The sequence below is a fragment of the Winogradskyella poriferorum genome, assembly GCF_050618035.1.
In the GTDB taxonomy this organism is placed as follows: domain Bacteria; phylum Bacteroidota; class Bacteroidia; order Flavobacteriales; family Flavobacteriaceae; genus Winogradskyella; species Winogradskyella poriferorum_A.
On sequence record NZ_JBODPY010000001.1, the window covers coordinates 109,375 to 132,720 of the forward strand.

22 protein-coding genes and 1 tRNA gene are annotated in these 23,346 nt (G+C 34.1%); 6 read left to right on the top strand and 17 right to left on the bottom strand.

From position 1 onward, the window contains the following. Window positions 1-49 precede the first annotated feature (49 nt). The 4 genes from ACRHOC_RS00535 (at window position 50) to ACRHOC_RS00550 (ending at window position 3,087) form a co-directional block, all read left to right on the top strand. Entirely contained in the window at window positions 50-211 is a 162-nt protein-coding gene (locus tag ACRHOC_RS00535; protein ID WP_431156540.1) for a hypothetical protein, read from the top strand. A gap of 14 nt (window positions 212-225) precedes the next feature. Beyond that, window positions 226-1,344, top strand: coding sequence for a hypothetical protein (locus ACRHOC_RS00540; protein WP_431156541.1), 1,119 nt, complete (start codon window positions 226-228; stop codon window positions 1,342-1,344). 22 nt (window positions 1,345-1,366) lie between these two features. Further along, window positions 1,367-2,440, top strand: a complete 1,074-nt coding sequence (locus ACRHOC_RS00545; protein WP_431156542.1) for a nucleotidyltransferase family protein — start codon at window positions 1,367-1,369, stop codon at window positions 2,438-2,440. 74 nt (window positions 2,441-2,514) lie between these two features. Then, on the top strand, window positions 2,515-3,087 hold the full coding sequence (locus ACRHOC_RS00550; RefSeq protein ID WP_431156543.1) for a hypothetical protein: 573 nt from the start codon (window positions 2,515-2,517) through the stop codon (window positions 3,085-3,087). A gap of 73 nt (window positions 3,088-3,160) precedes the next feature. Here ACRHOC_RS00550 and ACRHOC_RS00555 read toward each other — a convergent pair whose 3' ends face one another. The 16 genes from ACRHOC_RS00555 to mraZ all read right to left on the bottom strand — a co-directional run bounded on the left by ACRHOC_RS00555 (window position 3,161) and on the right by mraZ (window position 20,518). Next, a complete protein-coding gene (locus tag ACRHOC_RS00555) occupies window positions 3,161-4,108 on the bottom strand; it encodes a UDP-glucuronic acid decarboxylase family protein (RefSeq protein ID WP_431156544.1) in 948 nt (315 codons plus the stop codon). A 294-nt stretch (window positions 4,109-4,402) separates the two neighbouring features. Then, a tRNA-Arg gene (locus tag ACRHOC_RS00560) sits at window positions 4,403-4,476 on the bottom strand. Window positions 4,477-4,481: 5 nt separating this feature from the next. After that, entirely contained in the window at window positions 4,482-4,934 is a 453-nt protein-coding gene (locus ACRHOC_RS00565) for a GatB/YqeY domain-containing protein (RefSeq protein ID WP_431156545.1), read from the bottom strand. Between the two features lie 146 nt (window positions 4,935-5,080). Then, entirely contained in the window at window positions 5,081-7,009 is a 1,929-nt protein-coding gene (gene ftsZ, locus ACRHOC_RS00570) for a cell division protein FtsZ (RefSeq protein ID WP_431156546.1), read from the bottom strand. 45 nt (window positions 7,010-7,054) lie between these two features. Further along, window positions 7,055-8,389 carry a cell division protein FtsA gene (gene ftsA / locus ACRHOC_RS00575; RefSeq protein WP_431156547.1) on the bottom strand — a complete coding sequence of 445 codons (1,335 nt, stop codon included), beginning with the start codon at window positions 8,387-8,389 and terminating at the stop codon, window positions 7,055-7,057. A 3-nt stretch (window positions 8,390-8,392) separates the two neighbouring features. Continuing rightward, a complete protein-coding gene (locus ACRHOC_RS00580; protein WP_431156548.1) occupies window positions 8,393-9,055 on the bottom strand; it encodes a cell division protein FtsQ/DivIB in 663 nt (220 codons plus the stop codon). A 46-nt stretch (window positions 9,056-9,101) separates the two neighbouring features. Next, window positions 9,102-10,454: a UDP-N-acetylmuramate--L-alanine ligase gene (gene murC, locus ACRHOC_RS00585; RefSeq protein ID WP_431156549.1), complete on the bottom strand. Its 1,353-nt coding sequence runs from the start codon at window positions 10,452-10,454 to the stop codon at window positions 9,102-9,104. Next, window positions 10,454-11,548: an undecaprenyldiphospho-muramoylpentapeptide beta-N-acetylglucosaminyltransferase gene (gene murG, locus ACRHOC_RS00590; RefSeq protein ID WP_431156550.1), complete on the bottom strand. Its 1,095-nt coding sequence runs from the start codon at window positions 11,546-11,548 to the stop codon at window positions 10,454-10,456. The genes murC and murG overlap by 1 nt, the downstream gene beginning before the upstream one ends. After that, a complete protein-coding gene (locus tag ACRHOC_RS00595; RefSeq protein WP_431156551.1) occupies window positions 11,548-12,744 on the bottom strand; it encodes an FtsW/RodA/SpoVE family cell cycle protein in 1,197 nt (398 codons plus the stop codon). Before ACRHOC_RS00595 ends, murG begins: the two co-directional genes overlap by 1 nt. A 47-nt stretch (window positions 12,745-12,791) precedes the next feature. Further along, window positions 12,792-14,123: a UDP-N-acetylmuramoyl-L-alanine--D-glutamate ligase gene (gene murD, locus ACRHOC_RS00600; RefSeq protein WP_431156552.1), complete on the bottom strand. Its 1,332-nt coding sequence runs from the start codon at window positions 14,121-14,123 to the stop codon at window positions 12,792-12,794. Next, window positions 14,123-15,364: a phospho-N-acetylmuramoyl-pentapeptide-transferase gene (gene mraY / locus ACRHOC_RS00605; protein WP_431156553.1), complete on the bottom strand. Its 1,242-nt coding sequence runs from the start codon at window positions 15,362-15,364 to the stop codon at window positions 14,123-14,125. The genes murD and mraY overlap by 1 nt, the downstream gene beginning before the upstream one ends. Further along, window positions 15,365-16,828 (bottom strand): UDP-N-acetylmuramoyl-L-alanyl-D-glutamate--2,6-diaminopimelate ligase, encoded by a 1,464-nt coding sequence (locus tag ACRHOC_RS00610; RefSeq protein WP_431156554.1) that lies wholly within the window; start codon window positions 16,826-16,828, stop codon window positions 15,365-15,367. It lies immediately after the preceding gene. Then, the gene (locus tag ACRHOC_RS00615; RefSeq protein ID WP_431156555.1) at window positions 16,825-18,840 is read right to left on the bottom strand and encodes a penicillin-binding protein; all 2,016 of its coding nucleotides are present in this window, start codon (window positions 18,838-18,840) and stop codon (window positions 16,825-16,827) included. Before ACRHOC_RS00615 ends, ACRHOC_RS00610 begins: the two co-directional genes overlap by 4 nt. Before the next feature lie 7 nt (window positions 18,841-18,847). Further along, window positions 18,848-19,168, bottom strand: a complete 321-nt coding sequence (locus tag ACRHOC_RS00620; protein ID WP_431156556.1) for an FtsL-like putative cell division protein — start codon at window positions 19,166-19,168, stop codon at window positions 18,848-18,850. Beyond that, on the bottom strand, window positions 19,165-20,073 hold the full coding sequence (gene rsmH / locus ACRHOC_RS00625) for a 16S rRNA (cytosine(1402)-N(4))-methyltransferase RsmH (protein ID WP_431156557.1): 909 nt from the start codon (window positions 20,071-20,073) through the stop codon (window positions 19,165-19,167). The genes ACRHOC_RS00620 and rsmH overlap by 4 nt, the downstream gene beginning before the upstream one ends. Further along, the gene (gene mraZ, locus ACRHOC_RS00630) at window positions 20,048-20,518 is read right to left on the bottom strand and encodes a division/cell wall cluster transcriptional repressor MraZ (protein WP_431156558.1); all 471 of its coding nucleotides are present in this window, start codon (window positions 20,516-20,518) and stop codon (window positions 20,048-20,050) included. Before mraZ ends, rsmH begins: the two co-directional genes overlap by 26 nt. A gap of 285 nt (window positions 20,519-20,803) precedes the next feature. Between mraZ and ACRHOC_RS00635 the strand changes: the two genes are divergently transcribed. Together ACRHOC_RS00635 and yihA are read left to right on the top strand one after the other, a co-directional pair. After that, window positions 20,804-21,568: an alpha/beta fold hydrolase gene (locus tag ACRHOC_RS00635; RefSeq protein ID WP_431156559.1), complete on the top strand. Its 765-nt coding sequence runs from the start codon at window positions 20,804-20,806 to the stop codon at window positions 21,566-21,568. A gap of 31 nt (window positions 21,569-21,599) precedes the next feature. Further along, window positions 21,600-22,220 carry a ribosome biogenesis GTP-binding protein YihA/YsxC gene (yihA, locus tag ACRHOC_RS00640; RefSeq protein WP_431156560.1) on the top strand — a complete coding sequence of 207 codons (621 nt, stop codon included), beginning with the start codon at window positions 21,600-21,602 and terminating at the stop codon, window positions 22,218-22,220. Here yihA and ACRHOC_RS00645 read toward each other — a convergent pair. Beyond that, on the bottom strand, window positions 22,217-23,311 hold the full coding sequence (locus ACRHOC_RS00645) for an ABC transporter permease (RefSeq protein WP_431156561.1): 1,095 nt from the start codon (window positions 23,309-23,311) through the stop codon (window positions 22,217-22,219). The genes yihA and ACRHOC_RS00645 overlap by 4 nt on opposite strands. Window positions 23,312-23,346: the final 35 nt, after the last annotated feature.

Below are 23,346 nucleotides of genomic sequence, written 5' to 3' on the forward strand. Positions count from 1 at the left end.
ACTAAAACAAATTATTTTACTATTTTTAACCTAAATTTAGTCCACTATTATGAAAACTACGAATAATGACCAAATTTCACGTAAGGAGGCCATTAAAAAAATGGGGAAATACGCCGCCATTACTGCTGTAGGCACATTTATGATTTTAAACCCACAAAAAGCTCAAGCAGACTCTCCTCCTGATCCAGGAGGCGATCCAATTACTGGTTAAAGACTTTTTTAATTTTGAACAATCACTTTGCCCCAACGTTGCAATATTTATATGATGACCATTGGGTGCTCTGGTATATCAAATCGAATCGATATAGTATCGTAGACACTAAGTTTAAAACGAGCCTGGATCTTTATTTACAATCAGAAAATCCACAAAAATTTACAAGTTATTTAAGTACTGCATATCCTGACATTAATGGACATGAAGTTTGTAACCAGATTTTTGAATATTTAAAGTCATCCAATGAGCATGTTAATGACGAGATTAAATCAGATCTCACCAAAAATGATGATTTAAGAATTTATAAAAAGTGTTATCGAATTAATGAAAAATCAATACTTCTATTTTCTAATTCTCTAGCACTTTTAAATTTAATACACCCTCAGCTTTCATCCTATGAAATTGCGATCAATCTAAATTCAAATGTATATTTCGATATTTTATTAATTCATGATGAAATCGTATTACTAAAAAATAACAACTGTATTCTAAAAATACCAAAACATGACATTCACATTTTGCGAGGAAAAATCGTAATGCACATCATTTGTGAAATTCATAATCATGAAGAAAAAGATTGGTTAGGTACTTTTCATGGCACGACCATTTCAGATGGTAAAAGTGCTATACTATTTGTTGGCCAATCAGGCAGTGGTAAAACAACAATAAGTACTATTTTGGCTTCCTGCGGATTTTTCATGTTAGCTGACGATGTATCACCTATGCTGGCTAAAAACTCCCAAATTTACTTTAATCCAAATGGTGTATCTATTAAGGACACATCATCTGGTTTAATGAAGAATTTTATAAAAGACTATGATAAATTACCTCAAGTCATCTTAAATAAGTCTAAAGGACCAATCCGATATTACAAATTTAATAACCCGCCAGAGTCACATTATCCATGCAAGTCCATTGTTTTAGTAAATTACGAAATTGGCACTAGTACCCAACTGAAGAAAGTTGGAGTTGATGTGATATTAGAAAGATTGATACCAGAGTCCTGGTTATCACATAACCAAAATCATGCAGAAACATTTCTCAAATGGCTTCAGACGGTCAATTGTTATAAATTGAGCTACAGCGATAATGACGAAATGATGAAAGTGGTTTCCAAACTCTTTAAATAATTGCATTTATATTTACCTATAAATGGCAAAACTACTAAATACATATCAGCTGATTGCCAATATTCTAAGCTTTAAGTCAAACACTCTCGAACTTAAAAATGAATTAGAAAATGGTGATGTAGACTATGATCTACTTGTAAAAATTACCAGTGAACATCTGATCCTACCTACAATCTACTGCCGGCTAAAGGAGAAAAATATTTTAAAATCCATCCCCAAAGATCTCGAGATTTATTTGGAACAAATAACTGAAATAAACCGCAATAGAAACCGATCTATAATTCACCAGGCTAAATCAATTTCTCAATTACTAGATAAGCATCATATTAAGTATACTTTTTTAAAAGGTACAGCTTTATTATTAGGTGGTCACTATAAGGATCTCGGAGAACGCATGATTGGAGATATTGATATTCTAATTGAAAAAGATACTATTGATTATAGTTATGAACTCTTCAAAAAAGAATATTACCCAATTAAAATGACTTTAGGAGATTATTTTTTTGAATCTAAACACTTACCTCGTCTTAAGACCGATCATTACATATGTGCGTTAGAACTTCACAAAAAGCTTTTTAATAATTCTGATTTTGACGGACTATCAAATAGAAGCATTATTAAAAATCGGATCACGATTCAAAGTTATTATATACCGAACAAAACACATCTCTTTGAGCACAATATTCTAAACCATCAAATTAATGATAAAGGCTATTTCTATAATGGTCTAAATTTTCGCACGTCATATGATGCATTGCTGCTTATAGCAAAACATGAGAATGACATCATTAAAGGTAAATTAAAAACAAGGGAAACTGAGGAATACATACTTAGACAAAAGTATCTTTTTAAGGATTTTTCAAACCTCTCTTATAAAAATTCAAAAAAACTCTTCACACACATTCATTCGAATAACTTATTGAGAGTTGTTTGGATTAAAACAGTTACGGCATACTTACATTTAATGAACATCTTAAAAAGACTAATAAAATTAATATCAAATTCCAATTATCGAAAAGCGATTTGGAAAGACCGCCAAAGAATAAAAGCTCTTTTATTTCAGATAGTCAAATTTGAACACAGACCTAGAGCCTAGTTAAACTTCAGGAGACATATCTATTTGTTTTATAGGTTTTAAAGTTTAACTTTGACTAATTAAAAATATTTTTTATGAAAAATCCACTTTTGCTATTAATAATTTGCCTTTTTAGCTGTAGTATTTTCTCACAAAATAGTACTGATACAAAAGAATGGTTTTTGAGTATTGGATTAAATGCAATTAATAGCCAGGGAACCAAATCTCCATTCAATGGCATGGATGAATGGGCTATCAATGCCCCAGTTTCTGCAGCGGTTGAATTAAAATGGAATACAGGTTTAGCAGTTGAACAATCTGTAACTTTAAACTCTTTTGCAGAAGGTGAAAAAATAGATAACATAATTCTACAAGAAGATTACTCCTATTTATCATTTGACACTCATGTAAAGTATTATTTCGGACAGCATCTCTTTCCTAATTTAGATTGGTTAGATGTTTATGCTAATTCTGGAGTGGGATTTTTTAAGATTGATAACACAAATGTTTCGTTTAATCTGGGCGGTGGATTATTATTTTGGCTTAATAGAAGACAGACCTTTGGAATTAGAACCCAAATCATTGGTAAATTGGCACTAGACAATTCAGATAGTGGCATAGATAACAATCATTTTCAAACACACATACAAGCGTTTATTGCACTGTAGTGACCTAAAAGACTATATATAAAAAGAGAGTCTTCCCTTTGTGGAGACTCTCTTTTTATAGTTATATTCTATTTTAAAAACCTTCTTTTAATAAATTATCAAAATAGTCTATTGTATACCTAAGACCTTCTTTTAATTGAATTTTCGGTTCCCATCCGTTTAACTCTTTTTTAGCCAAACTAATATCTGGTTGACGTTGCATAGGGTCATCTTTTGGTAATGGTTTGAATGTAAGTTTGGATTTAGAGTTTGTTAAATCTAGTATTTCTTGGGCTAGTTCTAACATTGTAAATTCATTAGGATTTCCAATATTAACAGGCCCCAAGAACTCATCTCGACTATTCATCATTCTTATAGTCCCTTCAACTAAATCATCCACATATTGGAAACTTCTAGTCTGGGTACCTTCTCCAAAAATAGTGATATCATCACCTCTTAGAGCTTGTACAATAAAATTTGATACAACCCTTCCATCATTAGGATGCATTCTAGGTCCGTAAGTATTAAAAATTCTAATAATCTTTATTTTTACCTGGTTTTGAATGTTATAATCCATGAACAATGTTTCGGCACACCTCTTTCCTTCGTCATAACAAGATCTTAAGCCAATAGGATTTACATTTCCCCAATAGGACTCCTCCTGAGGATGTACCGTTGGATCGCCATACACCTCGCTCGTGGAAGCTTGTAAAATTTTGGCATTTACTCTTTTTGCTAAACCAAGCATATTAATAGCACCCATTACAGAGGTCTTTATGGTCTTAATTGGATTATATTGGTAATGTACTGGTGACGCAGGACAAGCGAGATTGTAAATCTCATCAACTTCGATCATATATGGATTAATAATATCATGCCTTACTAATTCAAAATAATGATGATCCATTAAGTGCTCGATATTACACTTAGAACCAGTAAAATAATTATCTAAGCAGATAACTTCATTGCCTTCATTCAAAAGTCTTTCGCATAAATGAGAACCAACAAAACCAGCACCTCCAGTAACAAGTATTCTTTTCATTCTTATGATTTTATATTATTCAAAAATAAGACTTTTAACATATAAATCCGGAACATTAATTTCATCATAAATAGATACCATATAACGATAGATATAAATCTTGTTAAAAAGATCAATTCAACATCAAATAATAAAAAACTCAGATAATGATCTAAGTTTTAATCTAATCAACTTTAAATGTGATCAGGGTAGGATTTGCTATTATTCTTCCTAAAAAAGCTCTGCTTTGAAAATCAGAAAAGACACAAAACAATAAAGCAAGCTTTTTATTTGCTTGCTTTTTTGATTTATTCGTGACCACGGTAGGATTCAAACCTACGACCGCTGGAGCCGAAATCCAGTGCTCTATTCAGCTGAGCTACGTGGCCCTTTATTATTGTGTAAGCTTCGCTTTTACAATTGTAGAAATAGTCTTACCATCTGCTCTACCTGCAAGCTCTTTATTTACAATTCCCATGACCTTGCCCATATCTTTCATTCCTTCTGCACCAATATTATCGATGGTCATTACAACTACTTTTTCAATTTCTTCTTCACTTAGAGCTTCTGGTAAAAATTGATTAATAATCTCAGCTTGTTCTAATTCTGGAGTTGCCAAGTCCTCTCTGTCTTGCTCTATGAATATAGCAGCACTATCCTTGCGCTGTTTTACAAGTTTTTGTAATAACTTAAGCTCTTGCTCTTCGGTGAGGGAATCTGCACCAGTGGCTGAAGTCTGCTCTAACAAGATGGCTGACTTTATCGCTCTAAGGGCAGCTAGAGCTGTTTGATTCTTTTCTTTCATAGCCGTTTTCATGGCCTTCATTACATCGTCTTGTAAACTCATAAGTTTAAATTTTTGGAGTACGAAGATACTAAACATTTAGAAGTTTTAACCTTTAGAAATAGGCTAAAAAACAAAAAACCCAAAAAGCTGAGGGACTTTTTGGGTTTGACTCAGGTGTGTATAAAACACATTAAACTGAATTGCTATTAATCGACGTTATCGTGTAAGAATGAATTATTACTTCTTAGTTGAATTTCATCATTATCGTCTGTTCCAACAGACATTCTAGAAGTATTATTTTCTGAAGAATGCTGTGCATCTTCTAAATTCACACCTTGTCTTTTGTAAGCAGGTTCTTTTTCTATTTCATCTATTTTAGCATTGTTGAACTTGTAATTGAAGTCTTTCATTTTACGTCTTCTTTCATCTGCCCTAGCTTTAATTAATTCTGAAATTGGACTGTTCATTGGATCAATCTCTTCTTCAACCACTTCTTTTGTTTCTTCTAAAGGCAAGATTTTTTTCTCGAAGACAATTTCTTCCTTAACTTCAGGAGAAGTAGCAGTATTCATTGAAGACTCAAACGTTTCAAAATCATCCAAAGCATAGCGTTTTTCACCTTCTTCATTTACCTCTGTAACAGAAATAATCTCCACTGGCTCGTTAACATCCATATCCTTAACCTCATCATCTAAACTAAAGAACATCTTTTCTTCATTAGATTCTGGTTTCTCAATTTCATCTTGTTTAGTATTTGATAAAGGTAAATCGAACGTAAGTGTAATTTGTTCTTCAGGTTCTTCAACTATTTCCTCCTTAACAGAGGTAACAGGTGTTATGATAAAGTCATTAGATTCTTGCAATTCAGATGTTCTATCTAATACCTCTTCATAAACAACATTCATACTCTTAAGTAAATCAGTCGTCGGAATAATGTCCATTTCATCAAGACTATCCGCTTGTATTTTAGACTCTATTTCCTCTTCATCATCTACCAACGTATGTCTTACAATTTCTGATTCCTTTTCTAAAACAATATCTGGAGTTATTATAGCCGGTTCTTTTTCTATTGTACTAACCTCTTCATTAGGCGCTTCCTCCAACTCATGTATTACTTTTTTAGCTTCTGTATTTGAAATCTCATTCTGTTGGTCAATATTAAATCCAGTTGCTATAATCGTTACAGAAATTGACTCTTGTAACGACTCATCTTCACCAACACCCATAATGATATTTGCACCATGACCAGCTTCCGTTTGGATATGATCGTTAATTTCACCGATCTCATCAATTGTAATTTCTTGTGAACCAGAAACAATTAGCAACAATACATTTTTGGCTCCTGTAATTTTATTATCGTTTAAAAGTGGTGAATCTAAAGCTTTCATTATAGCCTCCTGAGCTCTGGTTTGCCCTGAGGCTGTTGCTGATCCCATTATGGCAGTCCCACTATTACTTAAGACAGTTTTCGCATCACGCAAGTCAATATTCTGAGTGTAGTGGTGTGTAATTACTTCAGCTATTCCTCTCGAAGCAGTGGATAATACTTCATCAGCTTTAGAGAAACCAGCTTTGAAACCAAGATTCCCATATACCTCACGTAACTTATTATTATTAATGACAATAAGTGAATCTACATGCTGCCTTAATTTTTCAATCCCACGTTGCGCTTGCTCATTACGCATTTTACCTTCAAATTGAAATGGCATGGTAACAATACCAACGGTCAAAATATCGAGCTCTTTCGCCATTTTAGCAATTATTGGTGCGGCACCAGTACCTGTACCACCACCCATTCCTGCAGTGATAAATACCATTTTAGTGTTGGTATCTAACATCCTACGGATATCCTCCAAACTCTCTACTGCTGCCTGCTCTCCAACATCTGGATTTGCTCCAGCACCTAGTCCTTCGGTTAAGTTAACACCAAGTTGAATTTTATTTGGAACACCACTATTTTGAAGTGCTTGAGCATCTGTATTACAAATAACAAAGTCAACACCTTTTATACCTTGTTGAAACATGTGATTAATGGCATTACTACCACCACCACCTACACCAATAACTTTAATAACGTTAGATTGATGCTTAGGTAAATCAAAGGATATGTTACCAAATTCGTTACTATTACTCATATTACTTGTGATTATGGGATTTTATTTTGATTAATTAATTGATTCTTATTCTGCGTTATCTAAAAACTCTTTTACACGTTCCGTTAACTTATCTAAAAAGGAACGCCTTTCGGTTGCTACATTCTCTTTCGCACCTATGGTTTCCTCCTCTGTTGGCACTTCTGAACTATCATTTACATTCTCCTCTATCTCACCTACCAACTCTGCTTGTTTTCTTTCTTGGCGCTTTAAACCGTCCATCACCAATCCAACAGCAGTTGCGAAAAGTGGGCTTGCAATATCATCATCACTATCTCCAGCTAAATGTTCGTTAGGATAGCCAATTCTAGTATCCATACCAGTTATGTACTCAACTAACTGTTTTAAATGTTTAAGCTGACTGCCTCCACCTGTCAATACAATACCAGCTATTAATTTTTTCTTTTGCTCTTCATGACCGTAGTTCTTTATCTCTACATAGACCTGCTCAATAATTTCCACTACTCTAGCATGAATTATCTTTGAAAGGTTTTTTAATGTTATTTCCTTTGGTTCTCTTCCGCGCAGACCAGGAATCGAAACAATTTCATTATCCTTATTTTCCCCTGGCCATGCTGAACCAAATTTTATTTTCAATAACTCTGCTTGTTTCTCAATAATAGAACACCCTTCCTTAATATCTTCAGTGATAACATTTCCACCAAATGGAATTACAGCTGTATGTCTTATGATGCCGTCTTTAAAAACCGCTAAATCTGTGGTACCACCTCCAATATCTATTAGGGCAACTCCAGCTTCTTTCTCTTCTTGACTTAAAACTGCATTCGCGGACGCTAAAGGTTCTAGCGTTATACCTTCAAGTTGTAATCCAGAACTTTTTACACAACGCCCTATATTTCTAATTGAAGATACTTGACCTACTACAACATGAAAGTTTGCTTCAAGTCTACCTCCATACATTCCTATAGGTTCCTTTATTTCAGCTTGACCGTCAACCTTAAATTCTTGAGGTAAAACATGTATGATCTCTTCTCCCGGAAGCATTACGAGTTTGTGTACCTGATTAATTAATCGGTCAATATCTGCCTCATCAATTACAACTTCCGAATTAGAGCGTGTTATGTAATCACTGTGTTGTAAACTTCTTATGTGTTGGCCAGCAATACCAACTGTAACTTCAGTAATCTTCTCTCCTGCAGCAACTTCTGCTTCTTGTGCTGCCTGCTGAATCGATTGGATAGTTTGCGTTATGTTATTTACTACACCACGATGAACACCTAAACTTTTAGATTTTCCTACCCCTAATATTTCGAGTTTACCATACTCATTTTTACGACCAATCATAGCAACAATCTTAGTTGTTCCTATATCTAATCCTACTGCTATGTTATGATTTTCCATAGATTACTTTTTGGTGCAAATCACTTGTTTATCAAATTTTAAACTTACCCTCGAATAGGAGTTCAAAATTTTATCTTTATATGCCTTTTGATAAAAAGCCTTAAAATTATTTATTTTCTTACCGAGCTTTTCTAGTGTTCCTACATGAACAATAAAATCACTTTTACGAATTTTAAAGTCTATGGTATTGTCATTATTCTGCCTAATTTCAATAACATATTTCTTTAAAAATTCATCTTCATCAACGGCTTTTGCAAATTGAAAAACCGTATTTAATTTATTTTTATTGATATTCCCAGTAACGAGAGGTACTCTTGCTGTAAAATTATTTGACAAAGGCATAAATGAACCCTCATCATCTATGTAATACGATGCTTCTGAACTTACTCTTGCAATAGGTCTTTTTTGTTCAATTTCTGTGAAAAGCTCACCGTTTACTGACATAAACACTTCTGCTTTCTTTATCATTGCGTTAGAATTCAGGGCCTCTTCTAACTCGTTCAAATCTATAATATCTTTAGATTGCTCCGTAACATGCTCTTGATTTTGTATTAACAATTTACTAACAGTTGCATCAGTGATAAACAATTTGTTTTCACCTAAAAACTGAGGCGGTTTTATCTCCACTTTTCTAGTGCTATTTCTTTGATTTGAAAAAGCAAACAAAAAGCCAACGATTAGCACCAAACAGATTATTTTTATGTAATTCCAATTAATTCGCAAGGCTAAATTCTTCTTTTAAAAATTTAACTTCTTCTCCTATATCACCAGCACCAATAGTTAGTATTACCTGAGCATTTGATTCTTTAATCTTATTTATAATTTCTGATTTTGAAACCAGGGCTTTCGATGGATTTTTTATTAAACCAAGGAGCCATTTAGAATTAACTCCTGCAATAGGTAATTCTCTTGCTGGGTATATATCTAAAAGTAATATTTCATCAAACTCCGATAGGCTTTCTGCAAATTCTGCAGCAAAGTCTTGTGTTCTACTGTATAGATGTGGTTGAAAAATGGCCATAACTTTCTTCCCAGGATACATTTCGCGTACTGCCTGATGAACAGCTTTGATTTCTTCAGGATGATGCGCATAATCATCAATTAATACAAAATCGTCTGATTTAACCTGATAGGTAAATCGTCTTTTAACACCTTTATAAGATGCTAATCCCTTGGCGAGCTGTTCTAGAGGGCACCCAAATTCAACAGCCATCGCCAAGGCAATTATTGCATTCGACAAATTATGTCTACCAGGTAGGCTAAGCCTGAAATCTTCATATATTTTTTCGTGTGATTTAAAATCAAAAACATAAGATCCATTATCGATTCTTATATTTTGAGCTGAATAATCAGAATTATCTTCAATTCCGTAGGTTATTCCATTAAGTGGCAATCCGTTCTTAACAAATAATTTTCCTTCGGGTTTAATACATTTTATAAATTCTTTAAAGGAATCATGTAGCGCTTTCTCATCACCATAAATATCTAAGTGATCCGCATCCATAGAGGTAATACCTGCAATATTTGGTGATAAGGTTAAAAAAGATCTATCAAATTCATCAGCCTCTACAACGGTAACTTCGGTTCCGTTTAGTATGAGGTTAGAATTATAATTTTCACTTATTCCTCCAAGAAAAGCTGTAACCGGGACATTACAATAATTTAGTAAATGCCCTAAAATACTTGTTGTTGTTGTTTTCCCATGAGTACCAGCAACTGCAAGACAATTTGTTTCTTTGGTAATTGCACCCAATACCTCTGATCGTTTATAAACTTTAAAGGCATTAGATTTAAAAAAGGTTAATTCTGAATGCGAATTTGGTATAGCAGGCGTATATACAACCAATGTTTTTTCCTTATTCTTAAATGTCTCAGTTACTAGATCAATATCATCTTTAAAGTGAATATCAATCCCTAAATCCTGCAATGTCTTAGTTAATTCTGTTTCCGTCTTATCATAACCGGCAACATTCTTTCCTTGGGCCACAAAATAACGTGCAATAGCACTCATACCGATACCACCAATACCAATAAAATAGACGTTATGTTTGTTTGCCAATTCCATTATCTATATAATAGTTTATCTACCTCATCAGCAATATCTTGTGTTGCATTTGTTAAGGCTAACTTTTTAATATTATCTGCAAGCATGGTTCTCTTATCATCATTAAGTAGTAAACCCAAAAATTCATCCTTAAAATGACTATCAAGGTCAGATTCTGATATTTTTATTGCTGCATTCTTATCCGCAATTGCATTGGCGTTTTTGGTTTGATGATCTTCTGCAACATTAGGTGAAGGAATGAAAATCACTGGCTTCCCTACTATACACAACTCTGAAACAGAAATGGCTCCAGCGCGAGAAATAATGATATCTCCTGCATTGTAAGCTAAGTCCATCTCGTTTAAAAAGGCATGAACCTGAACGTGATCTAGTTTGCTATATCTCTTGTACTGATCATAATATAGCTTTCCACATTGCCATATTAATTCAACATTATTGGCTTCAAAGAAGTCAATATGATTTTCGATTAATTGATTAATTCTCCTTGCTCCAAGACTACCTCCAAGTATTAATAACGTATGCTTACCATGTTTGAGCTTAAAAGTATCTTTTGCTTCAACTTGGCTATTTTTAAAACTAATTAAATCCTTTCTTACAGGATTACCAGTGAGCTTTATTTTCTCCTTTGGGAAGAAGCGTTCCAAACCATCATAAGCGACGCAAATTTTATCTACTTTTTTTCCCAATAATCTGTTGGTTATTCCTGGATAAGAATTCTGTTCTTGAATTAAACTTGGAACCTTTTTTGATGTCGCCACTTTTAAAAGAGGTCCGCTAGCAAAACCTCCTGTCCCAATTACGACATCTGGTTTAAATGATTTTATAATTTTTCTTGAACGCATTAGACTTGAAATCAACTTAAAGGGAAAGACCAAATTCTTTAGAGAAATTTTTCTCTGAAAACCTGATATCCATAAGCCTTCAATTTTATATCCGGCTTGAGGCACTTTATCCATTTCCATTCTATCAGAGGCTCCAACGAACAAAAATTCAGAATTTGGATGTCTTTCTTTTAATTCATTCGCAATAGCAATTGCAGGATATATGTGACCTCCTGTTCCACCACCTGACAATATGAATTTATATACACCCATTATATAGCTTCGCTTAGTATATCCAATGGATTATCGTTTTCTAAATCTTCTTTACTCTTAATTTCTTGTCGTTTTGCACTAACACTTAGTATAATACCAATAGCCAAACATGTCATCCAAATAGAAGTACCACCGCTGCTTATTAGCGGAAGAGTTTGCCCTGTAACAGGAAATAATTCCACTGCTACTGCCATATTAATTAATGCTTGAAATACTATAGGGAGACCAACTCCAAGGACCAATAACTTTCCAAATATGGTATCTGCTTTTTGAGAAACTATTACAATTCTAAATAGCAACCAGCTGTAAAGCACTAAGAGAAAAAGACCTCCAATTAAACCATACTCCTCGATAATAATAGCGAATATGAAATCTGAAGAAGACTGTGGAAGAAAGTTCTTTTGCCTACTCTTACCAGGCCCCACACCTTGTATACCTCCTGACGCTATTGCAATTTTTGCTTTTTCAATTTGATAATCTGCTTCTGTATCTTCACCATTTGAGAAGTTTTCAATTCTACTCATCCACGTATCTACACGATTCGGCATAGCATCTGGAAAAGCTTTAGCCACCAAAATAAACATAGTTAAGGCCACTAAGCCAGTACCTATGATTATTAACAAATATTTGATCGGATAACCTCCAATAAAAGCCAGCATCATAATCATAGTGAAAATTATTGCTGTCGTTGAGAAGTTAGCTGGTAATATTAATATTAGAATTAAGAAAACCGGCGCCCAGAGTGGTATTATAGTCTCATTAAAACTAACTACTTTATCCTTTATTTTGGATAAATAGCGCGCGACATATACCATCAATACAACTGCAGCTAAAGTGGACGTCTGGAAGGACATATTGACTATAGGAATTTTTATCCAACGACTTGCATTAGCCCCTTCAATGGTTGTCCCTTGAAGCAAGGTTACTAATAATAACACAACCACAATCGGTAACATAATCATGGATAGTCCTCTAAAGTATCTGTAAGGAACCTTATGAACGCCATACATGATAGAAAACCCAAGTAGAAGATGCATAAAATGCTTTACAAAGTAGGAGAATGTATTACCTGTTCCTCCTGTATAGGCGAGATTACTTGCAGCACTGTAAACAGGTAAAAAAGAAAAGATAGCCAATAACGTCGCAATTGCCCAGATTGCTCTATCCCCTTTTATTTGTGTTAGTAATTTCTGCATGCTTATCCCTCAGTACTCGATTCTAATCTCGATTTTAAATCATATTATTATAAATTACGTACGGCGTTTTTAAATTGACGTCCCCTATCCTCATAATTTTCAAATAAATCAAAACTTGCACATGCTGGTGACAACAATACATTATCACCTGCTTCAGAAACCTTGTATGCAATCTTAACAGCCTCTGACATATACTCTGTTTCGATAATGATATCTACCATGTTTCCAAAGGCTTCAAATAACTTTGAATTATCAACACCTAAGCAGATTATGGCTTTTACTTTTTCATTTACAAATGGAAACAACTCTTTGTAGTCATTTCCTTTATCTTCTCCACCAACGATCCAAACAGTTGGCGCATCCATACTTTCTAATGCAAAATATGTTGCGTTAACATTAGTAGCTTTAGAATCATTTATGTACTGTACCTTATTTATTTTTAGCACGTGTTCTAAACGGTGTTCTACCCCTTGAAAGTTCTCCAAACTCTCCCTTATGGTTTGCTTTCTAATTTTTAATAAATGTGCAACGGTAGAAGCCGCCATTGCATTTTTAATGTTGTGTTTCCCCTCTAATGTAATGTTCTCTGTAGGCATTGTTAATTTGTTATTATCTATTGTTATTGTTATTTCGTTATCTCTATAATATGCACCTTGCTCAACTGTTTTAGTTAATGAGAAAGGCAATAATTTTGATTGAATTGAATGATTTTTCATCCACTCAGAAATGACAGGATCATCACCATCATAAATGAAGTAATCATCAGAAGATTGATTCTCTACAATCCTGAATTTTGATGCGATATAATTTTCGAATTTATAATCGTAGCGATCTAAGTGATCTTGTGTGATATTGGTTAAAACAGCTATTGAAGGTTTAAAGTCAACAATATCATCCAATTGAAAACTACTTACTTCCAACACATAATGATCAAAGTGATTTTCGTGTAATTGTTTTGCAAAACTGTCTCCAATATTACCTGCCAAACCAACATTTAAATTCTTTTTTAAAAGATGATGTGTTAAAGTCGCAGTAGTTGTCTTACCGTTACTCCCTGTAATTGCTATCAGTTCTGCATCAGTAAAACGTGATGCAAATTCAATTTCAGATACCAACTCTATCTCAGCAGATCTAATTTTCTTAACGATTTCTACCTTGTCTGGAATACCAGGACTCTTCATCACCAAATCTGCATTTAGTATTTTAGATTCTGTATGAGTTTCGTCCTCAAATTCAATCTCATTATTTAAAAGAACGTCACGGTATTTTGTTTTAATAGTTCCATTATCAGAAACAAAAACGTCATACCCTTTTTCCTTCCCAAGCAATGCTGTACCAACACCACTTTCTCCACCTCCAAGTATCACCAATCGCTTCATTACCTGATCTTAAGTGTAACAATCGATATTATTGCTAATAGTATTCCTATAATCCAAAATCGTGTTACTATTTTACTTTCGTGATATCCTGATTTCTGATAGTGATGGTGTAATGGCGACATTTTAAAAATGCGTCTTCCTTCGCCATATTTTTTTCTTGTATACTTAAAGTAGCTTACCTGTAAAACAACAGAGAGGTTTTCTGCTAAGAAAATGCCACATAAAACAGGAATTAACCACTCCTTTCTTACGGCAATTGCTATCACAGCAATAATACCTCCTATAGTTAAGCTACCTGTGTCTCCCATAAAAACTTGAGCTGGATAGGCATTGTACCATAAAAACCCTATTAAGGCTCCAACAAAAGCTGCTATATATATGGTTATTTCTTCAACCTTTGGGATGTACATAATATCTAGGTAATCTGAAAAAATAATGTTACCAGATATCCATGCAAATATGCCTAGAGTCAATACAATTATGGCTGATGATCCTGCAGCAAGACCATCAATACCATCTGTAAGATTTGCGCCATTTGATACTGCCGTAATGATAAATATGCTCACCAAAATAAATATGATCCAAGCATACTTATTAAGATTAGGACCAATCCATGTAATTAAACTTGAGTAATCAAACTCATTCCCTTTTACAAACGGAATGGTTGTTTTAGTTGACTTTTCTTCTGGCTTAAATAATTTTGTCGCAGGCAGGTCAGGATTTTCAGCAAGTAGCACTTTTTGTTGCTCAATAGGTAACTTTTCCTTTATTGTAACATCGTTATGAAAATATAATGTAGCACCAACAATAATGCCTAATCCAACTTGCCCTAAAACTTTAAATCTTCCTTTTAGACCTTCTTTATCGTTTCTAAATTTCTTTATATAATCGTCTAGGAATCCTATAGTACCCATCCATAAGGTTGTTACTATCAAGAGGATGATATAGATGTTTTCTAACTTTGCAAGCAATAAAACAGGTATCAAGGTGGCAAGAATGATGATTATTCCGCCCATTGTTGGTGTTCCAGCCTTTTCAACCTGACCTTCTAGACCTAAATCTCTAATGGTTTCACCAACTTGTTTACGTTGTAAAAATCTTATGATACGCTTACCATAAATTGTAGAAATTAACAATGATAAGATTATGGCTACCGCTGCTCTAAAAGTTAAGAACCCAAAAAGTGTTGCTCCAGGAAACTGAAATTGTTGTTCTAAGTATTCAAATAAATAATACAGCATCTACTTTTGTAATTGTTTTAAGAGTTCTTGTACTGTTTTATAATCATCGAAATCGAAGCGCTCTCCTTTTATTTCTTGATACGTCTCATGTCCCTTACCAGCAATTAGAATAATATCCTTTGACGTGGCCATTTGACAAGCTGTTTTTATGGCTTGTTTTCTGTCTGTTATTGAAAGCGTTTTTTTAAAATTTTGAGGTTCTACACCTGCTTCCATATCTGCTATAATGGCATCAGGTTCTTCACTTCTGGGATTATCACTTGTAAAAATGACTTTAGTACTAAGAGCTGAGGCTATATGGGCCATTTTTGGTCGTTTAGATTTGTCTCTATCACCACCACAACCAACTACTGTAATGAGCTCTTCGTTCTTTGTTCTTATGCTATTTATCGTCTGTAAGACATTTTTAAGTGCATCTGGAGTATGAGCATAATCTACGATCGCTGTAATTTTATCCTCTGAAATAAAATATTGAAAACGGCCACTTACATTTTCTAATTCGCTAATCAGCCTTAAGATTTCATTGGTTTCTAAGCCTAATAATTCTGCAGTAGCATATATAGCCAGAATGTTATAAGCATTAAAATCGCCGATAAGCTTTGTCCAGAGCTCGTTATCATTAAGCTTAAGTAATAAGCCACTAAAATCATTTTCTAATATTTGAGCTCGATAGTCTGCATAATTTTTAAGGGCATAGGTATACTTTTTGGCTGCTGTATTCTGCAACATCACCAAGCCATTTTTATCATCAATATTTGATAAGGCAAATGCACTTTTTGGCAAACCATCAAAGAATGATTTTTTTACATCGCGATATTCTGCGAAAGTGTTATGATAATCGAGATGATCATGTGATAGATTTGTAAATACACCTCCAGCAAAATTCAATCCTTCTGTTCTACTTTGATGAATACCATGAGAACTTGCTTCCATAAAACAATATTCAACACCCTCTTCGTTCATAAACTTCAAATACCTATTTATACTAAGTGAATCAGGAGTTGTGTGTGTCGCAGGATATATAGTATTATCTACCATAATTTTAACCGTAGATAATAATCCCACCTTATAACCAGCCTTTTTAAATAACTGATATAACAAACTCGTTACTGTTGTTTTGCCATTGGTCCCAGTAACACCCACTAACTTCAAATTATCTGACGGATGTTCGAAATAATTTGAAGCCATAAAAGCTAAAGCCTGATTAGAATCCGCAACTTCTATATATGTCACACCCTCAATTAGAATATCTGGTAAAATCTCACAGACTACTGCTTTAGCACCTGATTTTATAGCTTTTTCAATAAAATCATGACCGTCTACTTGAAGTCCATTTATTGCTACAAAAACATCTTGATCTTTAATTTGTCTAGAATCAAATTCAATTTTCTTTATATCAACGCTCGTACTTCCAACAACAGCATTTATGGTAACCCTATATAATATGTCTTTTAATACTTTCATGAGGCTTCCAACACTATAGTCTGATTAGATTTTAATTTTTCGTGTCTATTTACAGACTGTTTTTTGATAACACCACTTCCCTTTAATTTTACATTTAAGTTTACCTGTAAATTCTCAAGCAAGGCAATGGCATCCATAGCAGGCATACCGACAACATTTGGCATTAATTGCTTGTATTTGTTAGCCATGACATTGTAATTAGCAAAGTCATTTTCAACTGTAGTGTTATTAAATTCTAAAGAATTGACCTCATCGATAATTGGTGTATCTGTATATATTTTTTGAGCAATCCTTTTAAATACAGGCCCTGAAACATCAGCACCATAATACCCTACACTCTTATCTGGTTCATGGATAACTACAATACAAGAGTATTTTGGATTTTCAGCAGGAAAAAACCCAGCAAATGAAGAGATATAATTTAACTTGTCCTTATCTGAATAGTCCTTTTGACAAGTCCCTGTTTTACCTGCCATTGAAAAATTCTCTGAATAAAGTCCGTGCCCAGTACCATGTTTCTTATCAACGACATTCTTGAGAAGTTTTTGAAGCTTACTTATGGTCTCTTTGGAACATATTTTTGGATTTATAATTTCCTTTTCAAAAGGAACAATTACCTTATCAAATTCCCTTACCTCCTTTAAAAATCTTGGCTTAACCATTACGCCGCCGTTCGCAACTGCATTATAAAAGGTTAAGGTTTGTAATGGCGTAAATGAAACTCCATATCCATAAGCCATCCATTGTAAGGCAATACCACTCCATCGTCCGTTCTTAATTCTTGGATCAGGAATAATTGGATTTGGCTCTCCTATTATTGGCAAAGCCAAACTATCCTTTAGATTCATTGAATAAAGCCTGTCCACAAACTTTGATGGCTTGTTTCGATATGCTATATCAATAGCTTTAACAATGCCTGTATTTGAGGACACCTCAAAGGCTTCCGATACACTAATTTTACCGTAACCACCGTTTCTTGAATCTCTTACCTTATTCCCATAAAATGAAAGAATTCCATTTTCAGTATCAACAACATCACTCGTATCAATAACTTTATCTTCTAAGGCAGCCGCTAAAGCCATTAATTTAAATGTAGAACCAGGCTCATGACTTTCACCTACGGCATAATTCAATCGTTCGTAATAAAATCCATTCTTATTCCTACCTAGATTCGAAATCGCTTTAATTTCTCCAGTTTCCACTTCCATCACAACTACACAACCATGATCTGCCTTGTATTTCTCTAGCTGACCTAACAAAGCATGGTGTGCAATATCCTGAATATTGACATCGATTGTTGTATGAACATCATAACCGTCTTTAGGTTCTATTTGATTGAAATCCGCAATTGGTTTCCATTGTCCATTACCAATCTTTTGTTTCAAACGTTTGCCATTTTCTCCTCTCAAGTATTTTATACCAAAAGCTCCATCGATACCAACACGTGTAGCATAACCATTTTCATCAATCTTCTCATATCCAATAGAACGTTCAGCTATTCTTCCCATGGGATGTTCGCGTTTGGTTTTTTGACTAAACACAAAACCACCTCTAATAGCACCAAGTTCCAACAAGGGGAATTGCCTAAATCTTATAAAGTCAGAATAGGAAAGATTGCGAGCCAATAGGACATATTGATTGTTGGTTTCTCTAGCTTTTCTAAGTTTGTTTTGATAGCCTAAAGACGACTTACCAGTAAATGCTTCTAATGAATCACATAATGGACGTATGTAAGTTTCGAAATTTGAATTTGAAGAGGTCACAGGATCGATACCTACATCATATTTTGGTATTGAAGTAGCGAGCAAACTACCATCTGCAGAATACACATTACCTCTATTTGCAGGAATTTCAAAATCCTTAACAGTTCGTTTCTCGGCTAATTCTCGGTAAGTATCACCTTGAATAAACTGTATGCTACATAATTTAAAAACCACCGCCAGTGCAAAAACAAACAATGAGCCTGAAACAAAGTATAATCTATTTAATATGTTAGTCTCTGTTGTTGCCAATGAACATTCAGTCTTTTTGTGATTTAACTTTTATTTTTTTAGGAGGTATTTCTGAAATCTCTATACCTTTTTCTACGACTTTATCAATTATGGTAGACTCCATTTTAAGACGCATTAATTTAGAGCGACCATCGACAAATGCAGAACGTAACTCTTTAACCTCATTAGTGAGCTTAGCTATTTCGTGCACTTTTTCATCTGCGCTGTGAGAGCTGGCAATCATTACTACAGCTAAGGCAGAAACAAAAATGATAATCCGCCAATTTTTAAACGAATCATCACTGATTAGAAACTTCCCTCTTAAAATGCTGTAAATACTTTTCTTCATATTTTTTCTGCAATCCTCAGCTTTGCACTTCTCGCTCTATTATTAATTTTAATTTCTTCTTGTGTTGGTGTGATTAGACCTCCAACCTTTTTTAACGGTACTTCAAAATTTCCAAAAATGTCACGCTCTGGCTCACCCTCAAACATTCCGTTTCTAATAAACCGTTTAACCAACCTATCCTCTAATGAGTGATAAGAAATACAACTTAAACGACCTCCTATTTTTAATATCTCAGGCACTTGTAACAACAATTCCTTTAATGCCTCAATCTCTTGATTGACTTCTATTCTAATAGCTTGGTAAATTTGGGCCAATACCTTGTTCTCTTTCTTATGATTTAAAAACCGATTTAAAGCTTGTTTTAATTGCTTACTGGTTTTAATATCTCCGGTTACTCGAGTCTCTACAATTGCTCTAGCCATAGCAGGCGCTTGCCTTAATTCTCCATACTGGAAGAACATTTGTCTTAACTGTTCCTCCTCATAGGTATTTATCACCTCATAAGCAGACAAGCTACTTTCTTGGTTCATTCTCATATCTAAGTCTGCTTCAAATCGCGTAGAAAAACCTCGATCTGCAACATCAAACTGATGAGATGAAACTCCAAAGTCAGCCAATATCCCATCAACCTCCTTTACGCCATAAAATCTTAAGAACCTTTTTATATATCTGAAATTCTCATTTATGAGAACAAAACGATCATCTTCTATTTTGTTGCTTAATGCATCCTTGTCTTGATCAAAAGCAAACAGTTTACCATTTTCTCCAAGCCTTGATAAAATTTCCTTACTGTGACCACCTCCTCCAAAAGTGACATCTACATAAATTCCATTGGGCTCAATTGCTAAACCATCAACCGTTTCCGTTAAGAGTACTGCATTATGATAAGCCATCGTCAGTATCATCTTGACCCATTACCTCCTCAGCCAATTCAGCAAAATCTGATGTAGCATCATCAATTGCAGTTTCATACTTATCCTTATCCCAGATTTCAATAATATTTACGGCAGAAGCCAAAACAACATTTTTTGAAATTCCTGAAAAACTGATTAAATCTTTTGGAATAAGCAGGCGACCAGCACTATCAACCTCAACCATTTTTACACCAGCCGTAAACCGTCGAATGAAATCATTGTTCTTTTTCTTAAATCGATTAAGCTTATTAACCTTAGCCATTAGGACATTCCATTCTGCCATCGGATACAATTCTAAACAAGGCTGAAATACAGCGCGCTTAAGAACAAAGCCATCTTGCAATGCAGAAGACATCTGCTTCTTTAAGACACCTGGTATCATTAACCTGCCTTTAGAATCAGCCTTACACTCGTATGTTCCAATGAATGATTTCAATTACTCTGATTACTCTTTTTTAACGATTGAATTTCAAATATATTGAAAAATTTACCACATTTTACCACATACTCCCACTTTTGTTGATAAGTTTTATTTCGATAAAAATCAAATACTCAAGTGGACTAATTATACTGCGGTTTTCAACTGTTTTAATTAAGTGGTAATTATCAACATACTTTTTAGTTCAGCAAAAAATTTAAAATTTGATATTTCACCTGTAAACTTTCATTTAATGAGGATTTAATTATATTTGTTTTTAACTCGAAAGCACTAACATTATAGATGGAGCACCTTTTAAAAAAAGAAAAGGAATTTAGTTACATTGAAGTAGGCGAAGGAACACCAATAATTGTACTCCATGGCTTAATGGGTGGGCTAAGTAATTTTGACGCTGTTACTTCATTTTTCGGCACAAATGGCTATAAAGTTGTCATTCCTGAATTGCCGATTTACACCATGTCGCTTATAAAAACTAATGTTAAGAGTTTTGCAAATTACCTTAGAGATTTTATTGAGTTTAAGGGATTTAACGAGGTTATTTTATTAGGAAATTCACTTGGTGGACATATTGGTTTATATCACACCAAAATGTATCCTGAAAAAGTTAAAGCTCTGGTGATCACCGGAAGCTCAGGTCTTTACGAAAGTGCTATGGGTAGTGGCTATACAAAACGCAGTGATTATGAAGTCATTAAAAAGAAAGCACAAGATGTATTCTATGACCCTGCGGTTGCCACAAAAGAAATTGTTGACGAAGTTTATGAGACAGTAAACGATAGAAATAAGCTTGTTAAAACTTTAGCGATAGCGAAAAGTGCAATTCGCCATAATATGGCAAAGGACCTACCTAAGATGCTTACTCCAACATGCATTATTTGGGGTAAAAATGATACCGTTACACCTCCTGAAGTTGCAGTTGAGTTTCATGATTTATTGCCAAATTCAGATTTATTCTGGATTGATAAGTGTGGACATGCCGCGATGATGGAACATCCAGAAGAATTTAATAAAATCCTTAATAGTTGGTTAGAAAGTCGTAACTTCTAACAAACTAAATTACTTTTCCTCAAGAGACTGTATGAAAATAAAATCAGCTGATTTCGTAATTAGCAATTCTGATGTATCAAAATGTCCTAGTCGGCCATTACCTGAGTATGCCTTTATTGGAAGAAGTAACGTTGGTAAGTCATCGTTAATTAACATGCTTACCAATAGAAAAAGTTTAGCAAAAACTTCTGGGAGACCTGGCAAAACGCAACTGATCAATCATTTTATTATAAACGACAATTGGTATTTGGTTGATTTACCTGGTTATGGATATGCTCGTGTTTCAAAGTCTTCTAAAAAGAAATTCCAGAAATTTATTACCAACTATTTTGAACAAAGAAAGCAGTTAGTCTTAGCATTTGTATTAGTTGACATAAGACACGATGCTCAAACCATTGATTTGGATTTTATGGAATATCTTGGCGTAAAAGAAATTCCTTTTGGAATTATCTTTACCAAGGCAGACAAACTAAAACCAAAGGCCATTGAGAGGCAAGTAGATGCGTATTGCTCACAATTACTTAAAACTTGGGAAGCATTACCACCATATTTTATCACCTCCTCTAGCAAAAAAATTGGTCAAGAGGACGTCTTAAATTTTATAGAGGCAACCAATAATGAAATTGAGGATTTACGCAATAAATCCTTTTAAGCTTTAACATCCAAGGCATCTCTTAAGGCATTCCCTACCAACATAAATGCCATTACCAATAGCATTATTGATATTCCTGGAATTAAAGCCAAATAAGGTTGTCCTAGAATGATATAATTATAATGATCTTTTATCATAGCGCCCCAACTCGCCATTGGTGGTTGCGCACCAATACCTAAAAAACTCAAACCACTTTCAATCAAAATTGCAGCTGCAAAATTAGCGGCACATATTACTATTAGTGGGCCAAAAATATTTGGAAGTATATGCTTAGTAATTATTCTGTAATCATTAAACCCTAGAGCTCTAGCCGCAGTAACATATTGCATTTCTTTGGTACTTATAACTTGCCCTCGAACTACACGAGCAACCTCAACCCACATGGTTAAACCTACCGCAATAAAGACCTGCCAAAAACCTTTACCTAATGCTAGAGTTATTGCAATCACCAAAAGTAAAGTTGGTATAGACCAAGTCACATTAATAATCCACATTATTAGAGCATCTATTCTACCTCCATAATAGCCTGCTAAACTGCCCATAATTAACCCTACTACTAATGAGATAAAAACTGCAACAAAGCCTATAAAAAATGAAATTCTTGAACCTATAATGACACGACTTAAATAATCACGACCATACTTATCTGTTCCAAAATAAAAGACTCTTTTCTCTAAGTATTTACTGTAATCTCCATTAGGAAAAACAGAAAGATCTATTACCTTTATTTGACCTTCAGAGTTATCAGTTTTATATTCTGAATAGATTAATTGATTTCCATCGACTTTATATGTTGCAATAGGAATCTCTGTATCAAGATTTTCTTCTCCAAATAAAATACGACTAAAAAATCCTTGATCTGATGTTATGCCAGAGGGTATGGTAAGCATTGTCACTTCAAATCCTGGAGCTTGAGAATGTATTGACAAATGCATCTGATTGGAATTCTTTGAAGCATCTGGTGTAAGAACATAGGCGAAAACTGAAATAAATGCCACTAGGACAATAAAACTCAAACTAAAAACGCCCCAAAAGTTTTTTTTGAACTTTTGAAGCGCTAAGCTTGTTAATGAATTTCTATTAAATTTCATTTATTTTTTAGTAGTCCTATTTTAATCCTATAAAA

Bases quoted from the DNA above. Each gene is read 5' to 3' on its own strand.
- ACRHOC_RS00535 (WP_431156540.1), top strand. From the start codon at position 50: ATGAAAACTACGAATAATGACCAAATTTCACGTAAGGAGGCCATTAAA.
- ACRHOC_RS00545 (WP_431156542.1), top strand. From the start codon at position 1,367: ATGGCAAAACTACTAAATACATATCAGCTGATTGCCAATATTCTAAGC.
- ACRHOC_RS00550 (WP_431156543.1), top strand. From the start codon at position 2,515: ATGAAAAATCCACTTTTGCTATTAATAATTTGCCTTTTTAGCTGTAGT.
- ACRHOC_RS00555 (WP_431156544.1), bottom strand. From the start codon at position 4,108: ATGAAAAGAATACTTGTTACTGGAGGTGCTGGTTTTGTTGGTTCTCAT.
- ACRHOC_RS00565 (WP_431156545.1), bottom strand. From the start codon at position 4,934: ATGAGTTTACAAGACGATGTAATGAAGGCCATGAAAACGGCTATGAAA.
- ftsZ (WP_431156546.1), bottom strand. From the start codon at position 7,009: ATGAGTAATAGTAACGAATTTGGTAACATATCCTTTGATTTACCTAAG.
- ftsA (WP_431156547.1), bottom strand. From the start codon at position 8,389: ATGGAAAATCATAACATAGCAGTAGGATTAGATATAGGAACAACTAAG.
- murC (WP_431156549.1), bottom strand. From the start codon at position 10,454: ATGGAATTGGCAAACAAACATAACGTCTATTTTATTGGTATTGGTGGT.
- murG (WP_431156550.1), bottom strand. From the start codon at position 11,548: ATGGGTGTATATAAATTCATATTGTCAGGTGGTGGAACAGGAGGTCAC.
- ACRHOC_RS00595 (WP_431156551.1), bottom strand. From the start codon at position 12,744: ATGCAGAAATTACTAACACAAATAAAAGGGGATAGAGCAATCTGGGCA.
- murD (WP_431156552.1), bottom strand. From the start codon at position 14,123: ATGAAGCGATTGGTGATACTTGGAGGTGGAGAAAGTGGTGTTGGTACA.
- mraY (WP_431156553.1), bottom strand. From the start codon at position 15,364: ATGCTGTATTATTTATTTGAATACTTAGAACAACAATTTCAGTTTCCT.
- ACRHOC_RS00610 (WP_431156554.1), bottom strand. From the start codon at position 16,828: ATGAAAGTATTAAAAGACATATTATATAGGGTTACCATAAATGCTGTT.
- ACRHOC_RS00620 (WP_431156556.1), bottom strand. From the start codon at position 19,168: ATGAAGAAAAGTATTTACAGCATTTTAAGAGGGAAGTTTCTAATCAGT.
- rsmH (WP_431156557.1), bottom strand. From the start codon at position 20,073: ATGATACTGACGATGGCTTATCATAATGCAGTACTCTTAACGGAAACG.
- ACRHOC_RS00635 (WP_431156559.1), top strand. From the start codon at position 20,804: ATGGAGCACCTTTTAAAAAAAGAAAAGGAATTTAGTTACATTGAAGTA.
- yihA (WP_431156560.1), top strand. From the start codon at position 21,600: ATGAAAATAAAATCAGCTGATTTCGTAATTAGCAATTCTGATGTATCA.
- ACRHOC_RS00645 (WP_431156561.1), bottom strand. From the start codon at position 23,311: ATGAAATTTAATAGAAATTCATTAACAAGCTTAGCGCTTCAAAAGTTC.